General features: G+C 61.4%; 20 protein-coding genes. 16 read left to right on the top strand and 4 right to left on the bottom strand.

Features of this window, described 5'->3' with window-relative positions; all coding sequences use genetic code 11:
- Positions 1–50 precede the first annotated feature (50 nt).
- The 3 genes from gap (at position 51) to KUA11_RS04845 (ending at position 2,689) form a co-directional block, all read left to right on the top strand.
- Positions 51–1,073: a type I glyceraldehyde-3-phosphate dehydrogenase gene (gene gap, locus KUA11_RS04855; protein WP_217409256.1), complete on the top strand. Its 1,023-nt coding sequence runs from the start codon at positions 51–53 to the stop codon at positions 1,071–1,073.
- Positions 1,074–1,187: 114 nt separating this feature from the next.
- Positions 1,188–2,411 (top strand): phosphoglycerate kinase, encoded by a 1,224-nt coding sequence (locus tag KUA11_RS04850; RefSeq protein ID WP_217409255.1) that lies wholly within the window; start codon positions 1,188–1,190, stop codon positions 2,409–2,411.
- Between the two features lie 59 nt (positions 2,412–2,470).
- Entirely contained in the window at positions 2,471–2,689 is a 219-nt protein-coding gene (locus KUA11_RS04845; RefSeq protein WP_217409254.1) for a hypothetical protein, read from the top strand.
- Between the two features lie 564 nt (positions 2,690–3,253).
- Here the strand turns inward: KUA11_RS04845 and KUA11_RS04840 are convergent.
- On the bottom strand, positions 3,254–3,694 hold the full coding sequence (locus KUA11_RS04840) for a hypothetical protein (protein ID WP_254454687.1): 441 nt from the start codon (positions 3,692–3,694) through the stop codon (positions 3,254–3,256).
- Positions 3,695–3,838: 144 nt separating this feature from the next.
- The gene (locus KUA11_RS04835) at positions 3,839–5,131 is read right to left on the bottom strand and encodes a DUF445 domain-containing protein (RefSeq protein WP_217409253.1); all 1,293 of its coding nucleotides are present in this window, start codon (positions 5,129–5,131) and stop codon (positions 3,839–3,841) included.
- A 127-nt stretch (positions 5,132–5,258) separates the two neighbouring features.
- On the opposite strand from KUA11_RS04835, the gene KUA11_RS04830 reads away from it, so the two are divergent.
- The 9 genes from KUA11_RS04830 (at position 5,259) to KUA11_RS04790 (ending at position 14,917) form a co-directional block, all read left to right on the top strand.
- Positions 5,259–8,123, top strand: coding sequence for a phosphoenolpyruvate carboxylase (locus tag KUA11_RS04830; RefSeq protein ID WP_217409252.1), 2,865 nt, complete (start codon positions 5,259–5,261; stop codon positions 8,121–8,123).
- A 157-nt stretch (positions 8,124–8,280) separates the two neighbouring features.
- On the top strand, positions 8,281–8,781 hold the full coding sequence (locus tag KUA11_RS04825; protein ID WP_217409251.1) for an SUF system Fe-S cluster assembly regulator: 501 nt from the start codon (positions 8,281–8,283) through the stop codon (positions 8,779–8,781).
- Positions 8,782–8,787: 6 nt separating this feature from the next.
- Positions 8,788–10,278: a Fe-S cluster assembly protein SufB gene (gene sufB / locus KUA11_RS04820; protein WP_166313600.1), complete on the top strand. Its 1,491-nt coding sequence runs from the start codon at positions 8,788–8,790 to the stop codon at positions 10,276–10,278.
- 24 nt (positions 10,279–10,302) lie between these two features.
- The gene (sufC, locus tag KUA11_RS04815) at positions 10,303–11,073 is read left to right on the top strand and encodes a Fe-S cluster assembly ATPase SufC (RefSeq protein WP_217409250.1); all 771 of its coding nucleotides are present in this window, start codon (positions 10,303–10,305) and stop codon (positions 11,071–11,073) included.
- Positions 11,070–12,377 (top strand): Fe-S cluster assembly protein SufD, encoded by a 1,308-nt coding sequence (gene sufD, locus KUA11_RS04810; RefSeq protein WP_217409249.1) that lies wholly within the window; start codon positions 11,070–11,072, stop codon positions 12,375–12,377. The genes sufC and sufD overlap by 4 nt, the downstream gene beginning before the upstream one ends.
- Complete coding sequence (locus tag KUA11_RS04805; protein WP_217409248.1) at positions 12,374–13,621, top strand: aminotransferase class V-fold PLP-dependent enzyme; 1,248 nt, start codon at positions 12,374–12,376, stop codon at positions 13,619–13,621. The genes sufD and KUA11_RS04805 overlap by 4 nt, the downstream gene beginning before the upstream one ends.
- Before the next feature lie 9 nt (positions 13,622–13,630).
- A complete protein-coding gene (gene sufU, locus KUA11_RS04800) occupies positions 13,631–14,068 on the top strand; it encodes a Fe-S cluster assembly sulfur transfer protein SufU (RefSeq protein WP_217409247.1) in 438 nt (145 codons plus the stop codon).
- Positions 14,065–14,517, top strand: coding sequence for an SUF system Fe-S cluster assembly protein (locus tag KUA11_RS04795; protein WP_194303218.1), 453 nt, complete (start codon positions 14,065–14,067; stop codon positions 14,515–14,517). The genes sufU and KUA11_RS04795 overlap by 4 nt, the downstream gene beginning before the upstream one ends.
- 16 nt (positions 14,518–14,533) lie before the next feature.
- Positions 14,534–14,917, top strand: coding sequence for a HesB/IscA family protein (locus KUA11_RS04790; RefSeq protein WP_254454686.1), 384 nt, complete (start codon positions 14,534–14,536; stop codon positions 14,915–14,917).
- Between the two features lie 4 nt (positions 14,918–14,921).
- Here KUA11_RS04790 and KUA11_RS04785 read toward each other — a convergent pair whose 3' ends face one another.
- A complete protein-coding gene (locus KUA11_RS04785; protein ID WP_217409246.1) occupies positions 14,922–16,238 on the bottom strand; it encodes a DNA polymerase IV in 1,317 nt (438 codons plus the stop codon).
- Complete coding sequence (locus tag KUA11_RS04780; RefSeq protein ID WP_217409245.1) at positions 16,202–17,131, bottom strand: ROK family protein; 930 nt, start codon at positions 17,129–17,131, stop codon at positions 16,202–16,204. Before KUA11_RS04780 ends, KUA11_RS04785 begins: the two co-directional genes overlap by 37 nt.
- A 136-nt stretch (positions 17,132–17,267) precedes the next feature.
- On the opposite strand from KUA11_RS04780, the gene KUA11_RS04775 reads away from it, so the two are divergent.
- The 4 genes from KUA11_RS04775 to KUA11_RS04760 form a co-directional block, all read left to right on the top strand.
- Complete coding sequence (locus KUA11_RS04775) at positions 17,268–17,510, top strand: sulfurtransferase TusA family protein (RefSeq protein WP_217409244.1); 243 nt, start codon at positions 17,268–17,270, stop codon at positions 17,508–17,510.
- A gap of 139 nt (positions 17,511–17,649) precedes the next feature.
- Positions 17,650–17,880 (top strand): exodeoxyribonuclease VII small subunit, encoded by a 231-nt coding sequence (locus tag KUA11_RS04770; RefSeq protein ID WP_166313618.1) that lies wholly within the window; start codon positions 17,650–17,652, stop codon positions 17,878–17,880.
- Between the two features lie 8 nt (positions 17,881–17,888).
- Positions 17,889–18,836, top strand: coding sequence for a polyprenyl synthetase family protein (locus KUA11_RS04765; protein ID WP_217409243.1), 948 nt, complete (start codon positions 17,889–17,891; stop codon positions 18,834–18,836).
- A 5-nt stretch (positions 18,837–18,841) separates the two neighbouring features.
- On the top strand, positions 18,842–19,139 hold a 298-nt coding region (locus tag KUA11_RS04760; protein WP_302480869.1), incomplete at its 3' end, for a 1-deoxy-D-xylulose-5-phosphate synthase N-terminal domain-containing protein.

Here is a 19,139-nt window from a genome sequence, read left to right as displayed (position 1 = left end):
GGCCTTCTTCACGGAAGGCCTACAACAAGAAAAAGACGGAGAGAGATCTGATGGCAGTCAAAATCGCGATCAATGGATTCGGTCGCATCGGGCGTCTTGTGCTGCGCGGCATTATCGAGAGCGGTCGCACGGACGTGATCCCCACCGTGATCAACGACCTCGGTAGCGTCGAGGCCAATGCGCATCTGCTGGCCTATGACAGCATCCATGGCCGCTTTCCCGCCGAGGTGAAGGTGGATGGCAACAAGCTCATCATCACCGCCAATGGCCGTACATGGGATCCGATCACCGTTTCCTGCGAACGTGACCCGGCCAAGGTGCCGCTGAGCGGTGTTGACGTGGCCATGGAATGCACGGGCCTCTTCACGTCCAAGGAAAAGGCCGCTCCCTTGCTCGCCGCTGGCGCGCGCAAGGTCATCGTCTCGGCTCCGGCCACCGATGTGGACGCCACCATCGTCTACGGCGTGAATCAGGATGTTCTCACCAAGGACATGACAGTCATCTCCAACGCCTCCTGTACGACCAACTGCCTCGCCCCCGTGGCCAAGGTGCTGGACGACGCCTTTGGCATCGAGCGTGGCTACATGGTGACGATCCATTCCTACACGGGCGATCAGCGCACGGTGGACACGTTGCACAAGGATCTACGCCGTGCCCGCGCAGCTGGCCTGAACATGATTCCGACGTCCACGGGTGCCGCCCGCGCTGTCGGTCTCGTGCTGCCGCATCTCAAGGGCAAGCTGGACGGGATGGCCATTCGCGTGCCGACCGCCAACGTCTCGCTCGTCTCCCTCGACTTCGTGCCCAAGACCATTCCGGCCTCGGTCGAAGCCGTGAACGAAGCGCTGAAAAAGGCGTCGGAGTCCGGTCCGCTCAAGGGCATCCTTGGCTACAACACGGCCCCTCTGGTCAGCGGCGATTTTAACCACGCCATCGAGTCCTCCACATTCGACGCAACCCAGACGGCGCTGGTCGATGGTGGCAAACTTGTGCGCATCTGTTCATGGTACGACAACGAGTGGGGCTTCTCGAACCGCATGTCCGACACGGCGGCACTCTTCGGCTCACTCTGAGGGCATAACGGAAGGGCCTGATCTTGGTCCCTTTCTCCCTTGAAAACGGTTCCCGCGTGGCGCAGCCCCGGACCGGGCATGATTTCCGCGTGGGACAACAGGAAGGACGCTCCAATGGCGACCCTGTCGTTCAAGACACTCGATTCTCTCGATCCGCGCGGCAAGCGCATCCTTCTGCGTGCCGATCTCAACGTACCGGTGCGCGATGGTGCGATTTCCGATCTTACCCGTATCGAGCGGCTGGCGCCCACCATCAAGGAACTGGCGGACAAGGGCGGTCGCGTGATCGTCGTGAGTCATTTCGATCGCCCCAAGGGCAAGCCGGTGCCGGAGATGTCATTGGCGCCCATTTCAGAGGCTCTCGCCAAGGCGCTCGGCAAAAAAGTGACCTTCGTGCCGGACTGCGTGGGTAAGGTGGCGCAGGACGCGGCCGCCGCCATGCATGACGGCGATGTCGTGGTGCTGGAAAACACGCGCTTCTATCCCGGGGAAGAGAGCAACGATCCCGATATGGCGAAGGCGCTCGCCTCCCTTGCGGATATCTACGTCAATGATGCCTTTTCCGCAGCTCACCGTGCCCATGCCTCTACCGAAGGCGTTGCGCGCCATCTGCCGTCCTTTGCCGGACGTCTTATGGAGATCGAACTGAGCGCGCTGGAAGCTGCGCTGGAAAATCCCGCGCGCCCGGTCGGTGCGATTGTGGGCGGAGCGAAGGTGTCCACCAAGCTCGATCTGCTCAACAACATGATCGAGAAAGTGGATATGCTTGCCGTAGGTGGAGCGATGGCCAATACGTTCCTTGCGGCACAGGGGCTGTCCGTGGGCAAGTCACTCAAAGAAGAGGACATGCTCGACACGGCCCGGGCCATTGCTGCCAAGGCGAAAGAGCGTGGCTGTGAACTCGTCCTGCCGGTGGACGTGGTCGTGGCGTCCGATTTCATGGCCGGAGCGCCCACGGAGACCGTCTCGGTCTCGGCCATTCCCGATGGCTGGATGGCACTGGATGTGGGGCCGAAAACGGTGGCGTTTCTGAAGGAAAAACTGGCCGGTCTGAAGACTCTTGTGTGGAACGGCCCTTTGGGTGTGTTCGAGCTCGCGCCTTTCGACGAAGGCACGAACGCTGTTGCACAGGAGGCGGCCAGACTGACCAAGGAGGGCAAGCTCAAGACGGTAGCGGGTGGAGGCGACACGGTTTCCGCGCTTCGTCACGCGGGTGTGCTGCATGACATGAGTTATGTTTCCACGGCGGGTGGCGCGTTCCTTGAATGGCTGGAAGGCAAGCTGCTGCCCGGCGTCGTGGCGCTTGGTCAGGCTGGTGAGGACGTCGCTCCTCTTTAAGAGAGCCTTAATCGGCGTCGGGCAGGCTCGGCGCCGATGATGCTGTCTAGGTTCTGTCCATGATTCCCTCTGACCTGCCCAGTTTGCTGGCTCTGGCCGGACGACAGCCTGCGATCACACGCAAGACGCGCCGCGCGCCTTCCACCTCTCTCGCTGTTTTTACGGATGAGGGAGAAAGTCGGTCCACACATGTGAATCTGGCGCCCGGAGACCTGCCCGACGATGGCTCCATGCCGATCTTTCGTCGTCGTGGCTTCTATCTGGATATGGTGATCTGATTGTGGTTTCGCTCACTCCGGTCTTCCGGCTTGTGAGGGGGGCGGAGGTCCGCTACACAGCACACAGTGTCCGCGTAGCTCAGTAGGATAGAGCACAGGATTCCTGAATCAATTGGGCGCCACGGTGGGAAACTTCGTGGTGGATCTGCTCAAATTCGGGGAACGCTTGACCCGCTCGGGTCGTGCCGATCCCGAGCCAAGTCCGGGTCTTTGTCCGGAAAGGTGTAGAGACTGGTAGGGCAGCGCCTGTCGGCCATTGGGCCTATGGTGAAGGGACAGTCCAGACCACGAACGTGCAGCGGTGAGCGCACGGCGACGAAAGTCGAAGTGGTATGAATCCTGGGGCCGGGGGTTCGAATCCCTCCGCGGACACCAAATCTCTTGGAAATAGTTAAGTGAAGAGCGCGTCAAACACCACGTAAGGTGCGTTTGCCGGCCTTTCGAAGAAACGATCACGCCGCCGGATCATAAGGATTGGGGCAGCGTTTCTTTCCATGGTTCGGAAAGACGTGGAGCCCTGATAGCGCGTCCACAGGAGCGTGCCATCAGGGGGAAATCCGCAGATTACTGAGCGGCAGCCGGGGCGTTGGCCGGAAGTGTGGTCGGAGCCGTCGGCAGGGCCGGGGCCGTCACGCCGGTGCCTGCTGCCGGAGCAGCGACCGTCGGAGCGGAAATGGAGGGTGCGGTCACGGTCGGAGCCTTGACGGTTGGCATGGCCATGCCCGGCGCCATCGGCATAGCCGAAGCCGTGGGGGCCGTCGTCGCAGGAGCCTCAGCGCCGATGGCCGGAACCTTGTCCTGCTGCGCGGCCGAAAGGCTCTTCGCGTTCAGGTCGTCGGTCTTGCTGTCGGCCGTGTGCGTGGCATTGTCAGCTTTCGAAGAGGCATGGTGGTGACCATGGAGATGGTGGTGGGCCGTCGTCTCGGCATGAGCGGAGACGAGGAAGGCCGGTGCGCCGCCGAGCAGCGTGGCGCCGAGAAGAGCCTTGGAAACGAACGACCGCATGAATGGAATCCCTGCTGTGGTTGTCTGGCCCTGCATCGGGCCAAGATGATGAGGACAGGCCACACGGCTGTCCTTGCGGCGCTACCGTAACAGACGGAATCACGGCGGCATAGACCGCGCGGAAAATCTAATGGGGATAATGGGTTACTGACCCGTTACCCCAAAGACGAGTTCGAGGAAAAGCGAGAGCAGCGCGCCCACGCCAAAGCCAACCAGAGTGCCGTTGACGCGCACATATTGCAGGTCGCGTCCAACCCGCAGTTCCAGCTTTTCCGAAACGCTCACGGCGTCCCAGTTGCCAACGACGGACGCGATGAAATTGGAAAGATGTTCGCGCAGATAGGGCAGGGAGCGATGCACGCTCTTGCGGGCCGTCTCTTCGATACGTGCGCGCATGGTGGGATCGTCCTGCGCCTGTGCCGCCAAACGAAAGAGCGCCTCACGGATAAGGGTCGCGGACCATCCATCTTCGCGCTCAAGGTCAGTGCCGATCATGCGTTTTACACGTGCCCAGATGTCCGAGCCCCATGTCTGCATCGTCTCGTGCGAGAATACCGTCTTGAGCACCTGAGAGAGGTCATCGGCCCGTTTTGGGTCGTTCTCAAGCCGATCGATCTCGCTGTGGACCCATGCCGTGAATCCTTCCCGGATGGTGGAATCATCGGGATTGATGCGATCGAGCTCTTCGCTGGCGGCCACCAGCACCTTGCTGGCAATCGAGCCGCCGATGGCCCATCCAAGAAGGCGGCCTCCCTGTTCGCGCACTCGTTCCTCGATCATGGTGCGCAGGGCTGGTTCGCGCGCCTGTAGCCCAGACTTCAGTTGTTGCAGAAGAAAAGTCAGAACTTCCTGATGATGATTGCCGTCTACAAGCGCTCGCAGGCCGCGGGCGATGACCGGTGCGAGATTGCTTCCGCCCAGCAACAGGGGCAGCGTACGGTCCACGGCGGCGCTGGCACGTCCATCCTCCAGCCGTTCCAGTAACTGGGGCACCGCCCCGACTAGTCCGCTGGTCAGTGTCGCGGCTGTGGCCGGGTCTGAGAGCAGACGTCCCACGAAGCCGGGAAGGTCGATGCGGGCGAGAACCCGGTCCACTTCTTCTTCCGTGAACACTTGCGTCGTCACGAAACGCCCGAGGGCGCGTCCGAGTCGTTCTTTCTGGGCGGGAATGATGGCCGTGTGGGGAATGGGCAGTCCCATGGGGTGTCGGAAGAGGGCCGTGACGGCAAACCAGTCCGCCAGTCCCCCCACGACACCGGCCTTGGCACCGGCGCGCAGCGTGTCGAGCCACAGATTCTCGGAGACCCAGCCATAGAGTGGGGCGAGATAGCCCACTGCCGTCAGCCCTCCCATGAAGGCCAGAAGCCCGGTCGCGGCCCGTTTCTGGCGGGTGAGAGCGTGCCGGGCTTCGTCGTCGGTAAGAGGGCGTGTGTTCATCACGTGCTGGATAGCATCGACGTGAAGCCTTCCCAAACCTTACCGGACGTGATCGGATGAAAGTTACTTTTCCGTATCGTCTTTAATGGCGATATTCTTTCCCCGTTGCACGAGAAGGCCGGTCTGCATGGTTCAGCGTGACATTTCCTCCACCTCTGCGCGTGACGAAAATCTTTCGTCCGCCGCGCGCGCCGTGCTGGCGCTGGGCTGCCCGCAGGCGCAGCCGGGCGGAGATGTCGAAGAGATCAAACCGGCGGAAGTCAGCAGCAACGATGTACTGTCCATGTCATGGCAGGTCTCCGCCATGCTGGAAAAACAGACGCTCACGATAGCCGATCTGGCGGCCGTCACCCGCCGCCTGCGTGACGATGCCTTTTTGCGTCGGGCCACGCGGCTGCACCGTTATCCCGGCGGGACGAATGTGTCCGACACGGCAAGTCGTCTGGATGGATTGGTGCGTCTCGTCATCGAGAAAACGGCGGAAGCATCTGCGGGAAAGCCGGAAGCCGAAGCGCTGGCAGCCTTTCGGCAGCAGGTGGAGCGCATCCGTTTTGCCGCCGTGTTCACAGCTCACCCCACTTTTGCCCTCTCCAACGAGGTCTATGCGGCGCTCGCGGCGAGCGCTTCTGCGCCCGAGCCGCTGGAGGACGCGCCATATTTCGAAACGCATCGTCGCAACGGTCCGCCGACGTTGGAAGAGGAGTTCGGGCTGGCGTCCGCCGCCATTCTGCGGGGACGCGATGCGCTCGATCAACTGACCGAAAGCCTGCTGACACATGCACGGGAGAAGTGGCCGGAAGCATGGTCCACCCTTGTTCCGCGTCCTGTCGTGATGACCAGTTGGGTGGGCTACGACACGGATGGGCGCACCGATATTGGGTGGTGGGACACGCTGCGCCTGCGTCTGCGCATGAAGCTTTTTCAGATTCAACGACTTCGCGCTCAGGTCGCTGCCAGCGGAGTGGAGGCGGCAACTCTCCAGTCACGGCTGGTCCGTGCCTGCTACACGGTGGAAGCTCAGATCGCGGCATGTCCCAAGAGCGGCGATGAGGTCGAGACGGCGGAATTCGCCAAACTGCTGGTGGAGCATGCCAATGATGCCATTGCCGATCCGATGGTGCTGGCGGATGCGCTTCAGGACGCTATCGATACCGCCGAACCTCAGGCGGCGTTGGCTTTGGCCGTGGCCCGTGCCGGTTTCCTCGCGCATGGCATGTCCGCCTCACACAGCCATACGCGCCTGAACGCCACCCAGATCCATAATGTCATCCGTCAGCGTCTGCGCCTGACCGATGATCCGGCTGACCCCGCGCATCGCCGCGCTCTGCTGGCACGTATCAACGAAGCACTGGAAACAGTGCAGGCTGTGCCGGTGGATTTTGGCGCGCTGCTGGTCGAGCAGGCCTCGGCCGCGCGGCTGATGATGACCATCGCGCAGATCGTCAAGCACATCGATTCCGCAACACCCATCCGTTTCCTGATTGCGGAGACGGAAAGCGGTTACACGCTGCTGTCGGCGCTCTGGCTGGCCCGGCATTTCGGGATCGCGGAAAAGATCGAAATCTCGCCGCTGTTCGAGACGCGCGAGGCGTTGATGGGCGGCGCGCAGATCATTGAGGAAGCGCTCCGTTCCCCGCACTGGCGCGCCTATCTGCGCGCGACGGGACGGTTGAGTCTTCAGTTCGGTTATTCTGACTCGGGCCGGTATGTCGGACAGCTTGCGGCCACATATCTGATCGAGCGGCTACGGCTGAAAATCCTCGATCTTCTGCGTAAGTGGGATCTGGAGGACATCGAGGTCATCCTGTTCGATACGCACGGCGAGAGTGTCGGGCGCGGCGGTCATCCCTTCCGCCTGGCGGACCGTCTGGCCTATCTCTCGCCCGATCATGTGCGGGCGCGTTTTGCCGAACGCAATGTGAAATGGCGCGAGGAAAGCGCGTTTCAGGGCGGTGACGGCTATCTGCTGTTTGGTACGCCCGAACTGGCGACGGCCAGCGTGGTCACGATTGCTGAGCATGTGTTCGCGCCTCCCCAGCGGCAGGGAGACCCGGTCTATGACCAGCCGGATTTCTCGGCGGATTTCTTCTCCACCATTGCCGACGCCATGACGGAATTGGTGGCAGATCGTGGATATGCCGATGTGCTGGGTGCGTTCGGGCCATCGCTGATCGACAAGACGGGTTCGCGTCCGGCGGCGCGACAGAGCGAGGGGCGTGGTGTCACGCCGCGTATCACGCATCCGGGACAGCTTCGTGCCATTCCCAACAATGCCATTCTCCAGCAACTCGGCTGGCTGGCGAATACGGTGCAGGGATTGGGGTCGGCGGCGCGCCGTCATCCCGAAACCTTCGAGACTTTTCTGGGCGACAGTCCCCGTTTCCGTCGTGCTCTGGATTTCGCGGCGCATGCGCTGGCTCACTCGAACGATCAGGTGCTGCGCAGTGTCGTGTGGCTGCTCGATCCCGGTTACTGGCTGGACCGAGCGACGGTGGAAGCCAAAGCTTCCCAGCGTGAGCGCTATCTCTCGGTGATGCACGATCTGGAAAAGCTGGATTTCTGGGCCGACACGCAGTCCATGTTCCGCCGTATTCAGGCCGATCATCTGGCCTTGCGCGCGGCGTGGCCGGATGCCCCCACCATGGCCCAGCCCGAGAGATTGTTGCACGCCATTCGTATCGCGCTGATCGAGCGTATCTGGCTGCTGGCCACCCGTGTTCCGTTTTTCATGCCACGCGGCAACTTCACCCGCGAAGTGATGATGCAGCGTATTCTGTGTCTGGAAATCCCCTCGGTGCTGCGGGAACTCGACGCGGTCTTTCCGCTGGCAGGAAGCAAGCCGGATCTGGATTTTCATGAGCCCGCCGGGCCGCAGGCGGACAATTCCTACCGTCAGGAACATGAAGAGATTTTCCGCCCCATGCGGGAGATGTTCCAGATTATGCGTGAAATCAGCGTGGCCATCGTCCACGGGGTTGGCGCGTTCGGCTGACGCTGCACCACGGGAACGGGACGCCGCATGCGTCCCGCGCACGCCCCTCGCGCAGCTTTGAGCTTGACGCGGCGGGGTCACGGCCTCATCTGTGTTCTGAAACAGGACCTGTACGGTCCACAATAGGTCCGACGGACCGTCACACCGGATGGGAACCATGCTCAGGCTATCGAAACTGGCCGATTATGCCGTCCTCACCCTCGTGGAACTGGGGCGGCACGAAGATGTCGTGACGTCCTCAGCTATTGCGGCGGGGACAGGCGTGCCGGAACCGACCGTGGCGAAGGTGCTCAAGACACTTGCGGCCGATGGTCTGGTGGTGTCCCAGCGCGGCGCGCGTGGTGGTTACCGGCTGGCTATGCCGCAGCGAGATATTTCCATTGCGCGGGTGATTGCGGCTGTGGATGGGCCGATTGCCCTGACGGCTTGCGTCAATGGTGGGGCCGGTTGCGACAATGGAGCGGACTGCGCGCTTTATGGGAGCTGGGAAGTGGTCAATGAGGCCATCCGAGCGGCTCTTGCGGACATATCGATTGCTAGAATGGCGGAAATGAGCGCATCGGCACGACGGCCATGCGTGGGGTCGGCATTGCCGGACGAGACCGTCGTGCGAGAAAAGAAGACAGCGACCGAGACGGTCGGGGCGTTGGGAGGATGATGGGTCATGCCAGCCGTTACTGAAACCCGTGAGCAGGTCGAAAAGCTCGGCCAGTCCTCCTACAAGTGGGGCTTCGAGACCGACATCGAGATGGACTTCGCGCCGAAAGGTCTGAACGAAGACATCATCCGTCTGATCTCGACGCGCAAGGAAGAGCCCGAGTGGATGCTCGAATGGCGCCTTGAGGCCTATCGTTCCTGGCTGAAGATGAAGGAGCCGACCTGGGCGCACGTGTCCTATCCGCCCATCGACTATCAGGACGCGCATTATTACGCCGCGCCGAAGAAGAAGGCGGGACCGAAGTCTCTCGACGAGGTGGACCCGGAACTGCTGCGCACGTACGAGAAGCTTGGCATCCCCTTGCATGAGCAGGCGATGCTGGCCGGCGTGGAGGTTCCGGAAGGGGAGGAGGCCCGTCTCCCCGTTGCGGTCGATGCGGTGTTCGACAGTGTGTCCGTTGCCACGACTTTCCGTAAAACCCTCTCGGAAGCGGGTGTGATTTTCTGCCCGATCTCGGAAGCTATCCGCGATTATCCCGATCTCGTGCGCCAGTATCTCGGGAGCGTGGTACCGGTGGCGGACAATTTCTTTGCGGCGCTGAACTCGGCTGTCTTTACGGATGGATCGTTCGTGTTCGTGCCCAAGGGCGTGCGCTGCCCGATGGAACTGTCCACCTATTTCCGCATCAATGCCCGCAATACGGGCCAGTTCGAACGCACCCTGATCGTGGTGGAAGACGGTGCTTCCGTCTCCTACCTTGAGGGCTGCACCGCTCCGATGCGTGACGAGAACCAGCTTCATGCTGCCGTGGTTGAACTGGTGGCGATGGAAGACGCCAAGATCAAATACAGCACGGTTCAGAACTGGTATCCGGGCGATGAGAACGGGCGCGGTGGTATCTACAATTTCGTCACCAAGCGTGGCGCCTGTCGTGGGGCGCGCTCGCGCATTTCATGGACGCAGGTGGAAACCGGGTCGGCGGTGACGTGGAAGTATCCGTCCTGCATCCTGCAAGGTGAAGGTTCGGTGGGCGAGTTCTACTCGGTGGCTGTGACCAACAACCATCAGCAGGCCGATACCGGCACCAAGATGATCCATCTGGGACGCAACACGCGCTCCACGATCATTGCCAAGACCATCAGCGCCGGAAAATCCGACAGCACCTATCGCGGGCAAGTGAAGATCATGCCCAAGGCGTCGGGCGCGCGGAATTTCACGCAGTGCGACAGTCTGCTTATCGGCGATCAGTGCGGGGCGCACACGGTGCCCTACATTGAGAACCGCAACATGACGGCGCGTGTGGAACATGAAGCCACGACCTCGAAGATTTCCGAGGACCAGATGTTTTATTGCCGCCAGCGCGGGCTGTCCGAAGAGGATGCGGTGGGATTGATCGTCAATGGCTTCTGCAAGGATGTGCTGAAGGAACTGCCGATGGAATTCGCCGTGGAGGCGCAAAAGCTCCTCCAGATCAGTCTTGAAGGCAGTGTTGGCTGAGTGTGCGGTCAGGGAGTGAAAGACATGAGTGAATTACTGAAGATTTCCGGCCTGCACGCCAGCATCGAGACGGAGGGTGGCCCGAAGGAAATCCTGCGTGGTGTCGATCTGGTGATCCCGCCGGGTGAGGTTCATGCCATCATGGGGCCGAATGGCTGCGGCAAGTCCACGCTGTCCTATGTGCTGGCAGGACGTGAGGACTACGAGGTCACTGCTGGGGAAGCTCTCTTCAAAGGGCATGATCTTTTGGAGATGGAGCCGGAAGAACGGGCGGCGGCTGGCGTGTTTCTGGCTTTCCAGACACCGGTGGAACTTCCGGGTGTGAACAACGCGAATTTCCTGCGCACCGCTGTCAATGCCGTGCGCCGCGCGCGCGGTGAGGCGGAACTGGATGCAGTGGGCTTTCTCAAAGCTGTGCGTGCGGCCACGAAGAATCTCTCCATGTCGGACGATATGCTCAAGCGCAACGTCAATGTCGGATTCTCAGGTGGTGAGAAGAAGCGCAACGAGGTGCTTCAGATGACCATGCTCAAGCCAACACTCGCCATTCTGGATGAAACCGACAGCGGACTGGACGTGGACGCGCTGAGGATCGTGGCGGAAGGTGTGCAGAACCTGCGCTCCCCGGATTTCTCTGCGCTGGTGATTACGCATCATCAGAAGCTGCTGGATTATCTCGGTCCTGACCGCGTGCATGTCATGGCAAAGGGACGCATCATCCGCAGTGGTGGGCCGGAACTGGCAAAGCAGATCAATGAGGAAGGTTACACCGCTTTTCTCAAGGAGGCGGCATGAACGCCATTACACCGATCTCGCGGGGTCTTGCCCCGTTTGAAGGGCGTCTGACGGGCATTACGAATGATGTTCGTGCCGCCGCCGTGGGTGAACTGGAACGGCTGGGACTGCCCACGCAGAAGGTGGAAGCGTGGCACTACACCAATCTGCGCGCGCTCTCCGGGCATGCTTTTGCTGCACCGGGAACGGTGGATGAGGGAAAAGTTACTGCGGCACTTGCTGCGTTGTTTGGCGACACTGAAGCGCTGGCAAAATTGCCGCGGCTTGTGCTGGTGAACGGACGCCTTTCCGCAGTCCATTCCACAACGCAGCTTCCAGACGGTGTGTCCTGCACATCCTTTGCCACGACGCAGGATTTCGGAACGCAGTCCGCACCGGACCGCGAGGCGATGGTGGCGCTCAACACGGCTCTTGCGGAAGATGGTGTGTGTCTGTCCGTCGGCGCAGGCGTGAAGGCGGGCGCTCTTCTGCTGATTTCCGTGGCGGGCTCCGGCGACGAGGATACTTCGTTCCATCCCCGCCATGCTGTAGCACTTGGTGAAGGTGCTTCGTTGACGCTGATCGAATTGGCTGTGTCCGTGGAAAATGCTGGTCCGGCCATGTATTTTCACAACCCGGTTCTGAGCTGTGACGTGGCCGAAGATGCGCATCTGACGCACATGAAGGTGCAGGAAGAGGCGGAGAACGCCGTGCATCTGGCGACGGTTTACGCCGATGTCGAACCGCGCGGTTCATATGACAGTTTCACGCTGGGTCTTGGCGCGTTGCTGGCGCGGCACGAGGTTCACGCGGCTCTGCGGGGCAGCCACGCGAGTGTTCATGTGAATGGCGCGCAGATTCTGGGCGCGCGGCAGGTGGGAGATATCACCAGCGTTATTCTTCACGGTGCGCCGGACGGGGTCTCCCGTCAGACCGTGCGCAATGTGCTGACGGATCATGCGCGCGCCGTGTTTCAGGGCAAGGTGCTGGTCGAGCGCATTGCGCAGAAGACCGACGGGTATCAGATGAATCAGGCGCTTCTGCTTTCACCCAATGCCGAGATCGACGCCAAGCCAGAGCTGGAAATCTACGCGGACGACGTGAAGTGCAGTCACGGCGCGACGGTCGGTGCGCTGGATGAAGACCAGCTTTTCTATCTGCGCGCTCGCGGGATTCCTGACGATCAGGCGCGTCGTATGCTGGTCGAGGCGTTTCTCACGGAAACTGTGGAACTTGTGCAGGACGAGGCTGTGCGGACGTTCCTGATGCAGAGGGTGGAGCGGGCGCTGAAAGCGCGTGTCAGCGCTGGAGAAAAGGCAGCATGAACATGGCTCCTCACGACATACTGACCCACGCCGATCTGTCGTATCTGCGGACGCAGTTTCCGATCCTGTCTGAGAAAGTGCATGGCAAGCCGCTGGTGTTTCTCGACAGCGCGGCTTCGGCGCAGAAGCCGGATGTTGTGGTCGACGCCATGAGCACGATGATGCGTACGCAGTATGCGAACATTCATCGTGGTCTGCACTGGATGAGTGAGCGGGCGACCGAGGCGTATGAAGGCGCACGCACGCGAGTGGGGGAGTTTCTCGGTGCCTCTTCCCGCGACGAGATCGTGTTCACGCGCAACAGCACCGAGGCCATCAATTTGGTGGCGTATTCGTTTGGCTCTCTGCTGAAACCGGGGCAGGCGGTGTTGATCTCTGAGATGGAGCATCACGCCAATCTTGTGCCGTGGCAGATGCTGCGTGACCGGGTGGGTATCGAACTGCGTGTGGCTCCGATCACGGATGCGGGCGATCTGGATCTTGAAGCGTATGGTCGTCTGCTGTCGGACGGCAAAGTGGCGCTTGTGGCCATCACGCATATGTCCAACGTGCTGGGCACGGTGACGCCGGCGGAGCAGCTTGTCGCGATGGCGCATGACGCTGGCGCGAAAATCCTGCTCGATGGCAGTCAGGCGGTTGTTCATCGCAAGGTCAATGTTGCGGAACTCGGAGCGGATTTCTACACGTTTACGGGGCACAAACTCTACGGGCCCACGGGTATCGGGGTGTTGTGGGCGCGACGCGAACTGCTCGACGCCATGCCGCCGTTTCTCGGTGGAGGTGACATGATTTCGTCTGTCACGTTCGAAGCCTCCACGTGGGCGCCGGTTCCCGCAAAGTTCGAGGCGGGCACACCGGCCATCGTGGAAGCGGTGGGGTTGGGTACAGCCATCGACTGGGTGGAAGACATCGGGTTTGAGGCCATTGGCGCGCATGAAGCGGCGCTGACGGCGCACGCGCTGAAGGTCTTGCCGGACGTGCCCGGCCTGAACATTGTCGGATGTCCAAAGGAACGGGGCGGAGTGGTGTCGTTCACGATGGATGATGTGCATCCCCACGACATTGCGACGCTGCTTGACCGCAATGGCATTGCGGTTCGGGCAGGGCATCACTGTGCCGAGCCGCTGATGCGTCGGTTGGGGCTGACAGCCACGGCGCGCGCCAGTTTCGGCGTCTACACCACTCAGGCGGAGATCGATGTGCTGGCGCAGACGCTCACGCGTATCCGCTCGTTCTTCGTGTAAGGCGCTGCCATGCTGAATGTGGTGGATCTTTATGGTGAGCAGATCGTGCAGCGGGCACGGAAGCCTTTGTTCGCAGGCGTGACGGAAAACTCCACGGGAACGGCACAGGGGAGCAATCCGATGTGCGGGGACCGGGTGAAGCTCTCGCTCCGTGCGACCGATGCGGGCATTGCCGAAATCCGGCATCAGACACGCGGCTGCGCCATCTGTATGGCCTCGGCCGATCTGATGGCCCAGACCGTGGCCGGACAATCATCTGCGAAGGCTCTTGAACTGGCAGCAAGGTTTTCCAATATGCTGGAAGACGGCTCCACGGAAGAAGAGGCCCGTGAAAGTGCGGTTCTGCCGCCAGCTCTTGAGGTCTTTCTGCCACTGAAATCACACCGTTCCCGCGTGCGGTGTGCCACACTGCCCTGGACGGCGCTGGGGGAGGCGCTCACGCAATGACGGAATCCGATACCATTCACACTGAGGCGGCTACTTCGGCAGAAACTCAGACGACGTCTGAGCCTGTCGCAACGGGACCGGCGGATACGGCAACACCGAAGGTGGCGCACTGGACGCCCGAGGGAGAAGTAGCGCCTACAACCGACGTCCCGTCAGAGGATGCGGTGATCGAGGCGATCTCGACCGTGCATGATCCTGAAATTCCGGTGAACATTTACGAACTCGGCCTGATCTATGCGATCGAGTTGCACGACGATGGGCGGGTGAAAGTCGAAATGACGCTGACGGCTCCTAACTGTCCGAGCGCACAGGAGTTGCCCGCCGCAGTGAAAGACGCGGTCGAGAAGATCCCCGGTGTCACGTCTGCGGATGTCGATGTGGTGTGGGATCCACCGTGGGATATGTCCCGCATGAGCGATGAAGCCCGTCTTGCTCTGAACATGTTCTGATCTGGAAGGACGGACAATGACCACGCAGCCAATTACCGAACAGACCGCTCCGCGTCCCGTGCGTGAACTGCCGCCTGTCATGACACTTTCGGAGGCTGCAGCGTCCCGTCTGCGCACGCTTTATGCTGGCGCGAACGCGGGCCAGCTTCTGCGTATTTCCGTCTCGACCAAGGGGTGTTCCGGCCATGCCTACGATATGGCGTTCGTGCCTGAAGCGGGGGAAGCGGGCGATGAGCGTGTGACGGACAAGGGTGTTACCGTTCTGATCGACCGTAAGGCGATCCTCTTTCTGATCGGCTCTCAGATAGATTACCGTACAAGCGATCTGGAATCCGGCTTTGTGTTCGAGAACCCGAACGAGAAAGGTCGGTGCGGCTGTGGTCAGAGCTTTCACGTCTGAAAGATTAGCTGTCCAGCGCACGGCCGCGTTTCACGGCGTCTCGCCCGAAGCGGGAACGCAGCGTATCGATGGCTTTCTGCATCGCGACGCGATCGGCGGATCGTGAATCGGCAAGATCCTGCGGATCGGCGGCGTCCAGTGGCGCTACGCCGTTTGAGCCGATGCCGAGCAGGCGGAAAGCCTGTGTGCCGCTTTCGGAGCGCAGCATTTCGCGTCCGGCTTGAAACAATCGATCGGGCAACACCGTGGGCGAATGCAGCCGTGTCGCGCGGGTGCGTGTCTGAAAATCTCCTGTACGCAGCTTGAGCGAGACGCCGGTGGCCGAGACCTCCTTGCGGCGCAGGCGCATGGCCAACTGCTCGCACAGTTTCCACAGTTCGCGCTCCAGAATGACCGGATCGCGAATATCGCGCTCGAATGTGACTTCCGAACTGACGGATTTTACGGGGTGATGGGGCGTGACACGGTGTCGGTCTTCGCCGCGGGCGCGGGCGAGTAACTCGGGGCCACGCGGTCCAAGGCGGCGCACGGCCTCATCCAGTGTCAGGGCGGCAATCGCGCCCAGCCGCATCAGGCCGAGACGATGAAGGCTTTGTTCCTGTGCCTTGCCGATGCCGGGAAGAATGCGAACGGGCTTGTCGGCCAGCCATTCCCGCGCTTCCCGTCCGATGACGCCGAACCCGCGCGGCTTATCCAGCCCGGCCGCCAGCTTGGCCATAAGAGGATTGGCCGCTAGCCCGATGGAAATGGTCACGCCCAGTTCCCGTTCAACTTTGAGCGCGAGTCGCGCGAGTACGACGCAGGCGGGTGCGCCATGAAGCTGGCGTGTGCCTGAGAGATCGAGCAGTGCCTCGTCGATCGAGCGGATTTCAACCAGTGGAGTGAGATCGCGCATCAAGGTGCGGATGCGCTCCGCCACCCTGCGGTAGGCCGCCATATCTGGGGGAAGGATGATGGCGTCGGGACACAGGGCTCGGGCCTGTCGCATGGGCATGGCCGAACGCGCTCCGCTCAGACGCGCGATGTAACAGGCTGTACTGACGACGCCCCGGTCCCCGATACCGCCCACGAGAAGCGGTTTTCCCGTCAGTTCGGGACGGCGTTGCTTCTCCACGCTGGCGAAGAAAGCGTCGCAGTCCATGTGAGCGATGGTCAACTGCGTGAGGTCAGGGTGGAAAACAAGCCGCCGGGAGCCGCAGACAGGACAGCGGCTGGGTGGAACTGGGGAAGCCGACCAGAACAGGTCCGGGCAGTCCCGGCACAGAATAGGGTGGGTGGCTTCGGTCAGCCGCGAATCTCCTCGGCAGTGTTCCAGAGCCATGCGGCTCCCCTGACTCCTGAACTGTCCCCGTGCTTGTGCACAAGAAGTTCCGTACGGCATTCCGGCGTGATGATGTGCTGTGAGAGCAGAGGCGGTACCCGAGCGAGCGTTTTCTTGAGGTTGGAAACACCGCCACCGAACACGATGGCGTCCGGGTCGAGGAAGTTGATGAACAGGGCGCAGGCGCGGGCAAGGTGATCGACATAGCGGTCGAGCGCCTTTTGTGCCCGCACGTCACCATTATCGGCAGCGTCCTCTATGCCATGAGCATTGCGCTCACCTTCGCCTTTCCATGATGCGGCCAGCGCTGGACCGCAGAGGAACCGCTCAAGGCAGCCTTCATTACCGCAGAAACAGCGCGGCAGTGGGAATTCGTCGGCACGGACCCACGGCAGAGGAATATGCCCACATTCACCGGCAAGATGGTTAGGGCCGGGGACGAGGCGGCCATCGACCACGATCCCGCCGCCCATGCCGGACCCGATGATGATGCCCAGCACGACCGGACGTCCGGCTGCGGCTCCATCGGTGGCTTCCGACAACGCGAAGCAGTTGGCGTCGTTTTCGATGCGGATGAGCCGCTTGGTCACTTCGGGAAGGTCACGGGCGAAGGGCTTGCCGTTCAGCCATGTGGCATTGGCATTCTTCACCAGTCCATCGCTGGCATTGATTGAACCGGGAATACCCACTCCGAGCGGAAGGCGGGGACCTGTCGAATCCAGCCCGAGTTCCACTGTGGCCGAATCAGCCAGATCACGGATGGCGGCCATCATGGGCTCGTAGGCGCCGGGGTTGGGTGTGCGGCGGCGGAGGATGATATTGCCCGCGTGATCCAGCGCGGCGATCTCGATCTTTGTGGCGCCGAGGTCAATTCCAAGACGGATGATATTCATGTTAGCGGTGCATCCCCTGTCGTCACGCAGGGACACCTCAACCTCATCTGGACGAAACGCTCAAGATGTTAACGAATTTTCCGTTGCATGAGAGGGTGTCGTGGAAAGCAGGTAAACACGGGAAGGAAAGAGCGACGTGAGCGAGACAGTGCTTGATGTACGGGGGTTCAACTGCCCTCTTCCGGTGCTCAAGGCCAACCGTGCGTTGCGTGGGCTTGGGGCCGGAGACAGCCTGCGGGTGCTCGCGACGGATCGTGCGTCGGTTTCTGATTTTCGCTCGTTCTGCAAGGAGACCGGTCATGCTCTTGTCGCATTCGGGGAAGAAGGTGACGTTCTGTCTTTCGTGATCCGCAAGAAGGCGGACCCTGTGGAGAGCTGATGCCGCCGTGCCACGGCACGGCGGAAAACTGGCGGTTTTCCTAATTCCGGAGCGTGTTCGCGCGTCTTGCGGACTTGGCAGGATGGGACACGCGGGGTAAGGGCAGCGGCTTGATGAGCGATGAGGAGGCCATTCTGACATGACAGGCGATATTGCTTCGCTGTCCTTTGAGGACGCCCTCACCGAACTCGAGCGGATCGTTCGCGGTCTTGAAGGTGGCCAGCTCAAGCTCGAAGAGGCCATCGCATCGTATGAACGTGGTGCCGCCCTGCGCGCGCATTGCGAAAACAAGCTGCGCGAAGCGGAAGAGCGCGTGCAGGCCATTGTCCGGCGGGCTGACGGCACGCTGGAGACCAGGAACGTGGATTGAAGTTCGTCATGACCAACGTCGGCGCAAGCCAAAGCCCCGCCTCGTCCGAAAGCGTCTCCGACGCGCTGCGTGCTTCTCTTAAAACGCGGGCAGCCGCGGTGGAGAGTATGCTTGAGCGGCTGATTCCGCGTGTGGACGGACCTGAGGCACGCTTGATCGACGCCATGCGTTACGCGACACTTGGCGGTGGCAAACGTCTGCGTGGGTATCTCGTCGCGGAAGTGGCAAACCTGTTTGGTGGCGACGATACGCAGGCTGCAGAGCGCGCTTATCGTGCTGCGGCTTCTGTCGAGATGCTGCATGCCTATTCGCTTGTGCATGATGATCTTCCTGCCATGGACGATGACGATCTGCGCCGTGGCCAGCCTTCCACGCATCGCAAGTTCGATGAGGCGACGGCCATTCTGGCGGGCGACGCTCTCCAGACCCGCGCCTTTGAAGTGCTGGCGGAGACCGCAACCCATCCTGACGCCGCCGTGCGTGTGGAACTTGTGCTGGAATTGGCGCGCGCTTCCGGTGCGGCTGGCATGGTCGGTGGACAGATGATCGACATGGAAGGCGAGGGACGGTCGCTTTCCCTTGAGGAAGTGAGTCATCTGCACGCGCTCAAGACGGGTTGCCTGATCCGCTATTCCGCTGAAGCGGGAGCGATTCTGGGTAAGGCGAGCGCGGATGAACGCCGTCGGATCGTGGAATATGGCCGCGATATTGGCGCGGCGTTCCAGATTGCCGATGACGTCCTGGATGCAACGGCCAGTGAAGAAGAGTTGGGCAAGACGGCCGGCAAAGATCTGGCGGCCGAGAAGTCGACCTTTGTGGCGCTCCTTGGCATTGACGGCGCCCGGGATGCGGCGAACCAGCTGGCGCAACGCGCCTGCGATGTTCTGGACGTCTTTGGAAACAGGGCTGACCGGCTGCGCGATCTGGCGCGTTACGTTGTCGAGCGCAGGAGCTGAGAGAAATGAGCGAGTCGTCAGCGACGTGCCCCACGCGCGGCCGTTTTCCTGAGCTTGACCGGGTTGGCCTTCCTGTTGATCTGAGGAACCTGTCGATTGACCAGCTCAGGCAGGTGGCGGACGAGCTGCGGTCGGAGACGGTGGACACGGTCTCGACGACGGGCGGTCATCTGGGTGCCTCGCTGGGCGTGGTGGAACTGACGGTCGCCATCCACGCGGTGTTCGACACCCCTGACGACAAGCTGATCTGGGACGTGGGCCATCAGGCCTACCCGCACAAGATTCTCACCGGTCGCCGCGACC

Origin of the sequence: Acetobacter estunensis (assembly GCF_019083805.1) — a bacterium.
Taxonomy (GTDB): domain Bacteria; phylum Pseudomonadota; class Alphaproteobacteria; order Acetobacterales; family Acetobacteraceae; genus Acetobacter; species Acetobacter estunensis_A.
Note: the sequence above shows the minus strand (reverse complement) of the source record. Positions and strands in the feature narration are given on the sequence as shown.

What these genes read in the sequence shown, in the direction of transcription:
- KUA11_RS04825 (WP_217409251.1), top strand. Translation starts at nt 8,281, where the DNA reads ATGCTCAGGCTATCGAAACTGGCCGATTATGCCGTCCTCACCCTCGTG.
- KUA11_RS04790 (WP_254454686.1), top strand. Translation starts at nt 14,534, where the DNA reads ATGACCACGCAGCCAATTACCGAACAGACCGCTCCGCGTCCCGTGCGT.
- KUA11_RS04845 (WP_217409254.1), top strand. Translation starts at nt 2,471, where the DNA reads ATGATTCCCTCTGACCTGCCCAGTTTGCTGGCTCTGGCCGGACGACAG.
- KUA11_RS04835 (WP_217409253.1), bottom strand. Translation starts at nt 5,131, where the DNA reads ATGAACACACGCCCTCTTACCGACGACGAAGCCCGGCACGCTCTCACC.
- KUA11_RS04785 (WP_217409246.1), bottom strand. Translation starts at nt 16,238, where the DNA reads ATGGCTCTGGAACACTGCCGAGGAGATTCGCGGCTGACCGAAGCCACC.
- sufB (WP_166313600.1), top strand. Translation starts at nt 8,788, where the DNA reads ATGCCAGCCGTTACTGAAACCCGTGAGCAGGTCGAAAAGCTCGGCCAG.
- KUA11_RS04780 (WP_217409245.1), bottom strand. Translation starts at nt 17,131, where the DNA reads ATGAATATCATCCGTCTTGGAATTGACCTCGGCGCCACAAAGATCGAG.
- sufU (WP_217409247.1), top strand. Translation starts at nt 13,631, where the DNA reads ATGCTGAATGTGGTGGATCTTTATGGTGAGCAGATCGTGCAGCGGGCA.
- KUA11_RS04770 (WP_166313618.1), top strand. Translation starts at nt 17,650, where the DNA reads ATGACAGGCGATATTGCTTCGCTGTCCTTTGAGGACGCCCTCACCGAA.
- gap (WP_217409256.1), top strand. Translation starts at nt 51, where the DNA reads ATGGCAGTCAAAATCGCGATCAATGGATTCGGTCGCATCGGGCGTCTT.
- KUA11_RS04840 (WP_254454687.1), bottom strand. Translation starts at nt 3,694, where the DNA reads ATGCGGTCGTTCGTTTCCAAGGCTCTTCTCGGCGCCACGCTGCTCGGC.
- KUA11_RS04765 (WP_217409243.1), top strand. Translation starts at nt 17,889, where the DNA reads ATGACCAACGTCGGCGCAAGCCAAAGCCCCGCCTCGTCCGAAAGCGTC.
- KUA11_RS04795 (WP_194303218.1), top strand. Translation starts at nt 14,065, where the DNA reads ATGACGGAATCCGATACCATTCACACTGAGGCGGCTACTTCGGCAGAA.
- KUA11_RS04805 (WP_217409248.1), top strand. Translation starts at nt 12,374, where the DNA reads ATGAACATGGCTCCTCACGACATACTGACCCACGCCGATCTGTCGTAT.
- KUA11_RS04830 (WP_217409252.1), top strand. Translation starts at nt 5,259, where the DNA reads ATGGTTCAGCGTGACATTTCCTCCACCTCTGCGCGTGACGAAAATCTT.
- sufC (WP_217409250.1), top strand. Translation starts at nt 10,303, where the DNA reads ATGAGTGAATTACTGAAGATTTCCGGCCTGCACGCCAGCATCGAGACG.
- sufD (WP_217409249.1), top strand. Translation starts at nt 11,070, where the DNA reads ATGAACGCCATTACACCGATCTCGCGGGGTCTTGCCCCGTTTGAAGGG.
- KUA11_RS04850 (WP_217409255.1), top strand. Translation starts at nt 1,188, where the DNA reads ATGGCGACCCTGTCGTTCAAGACACTCGATTCTCTCGATCCGCGCGGC.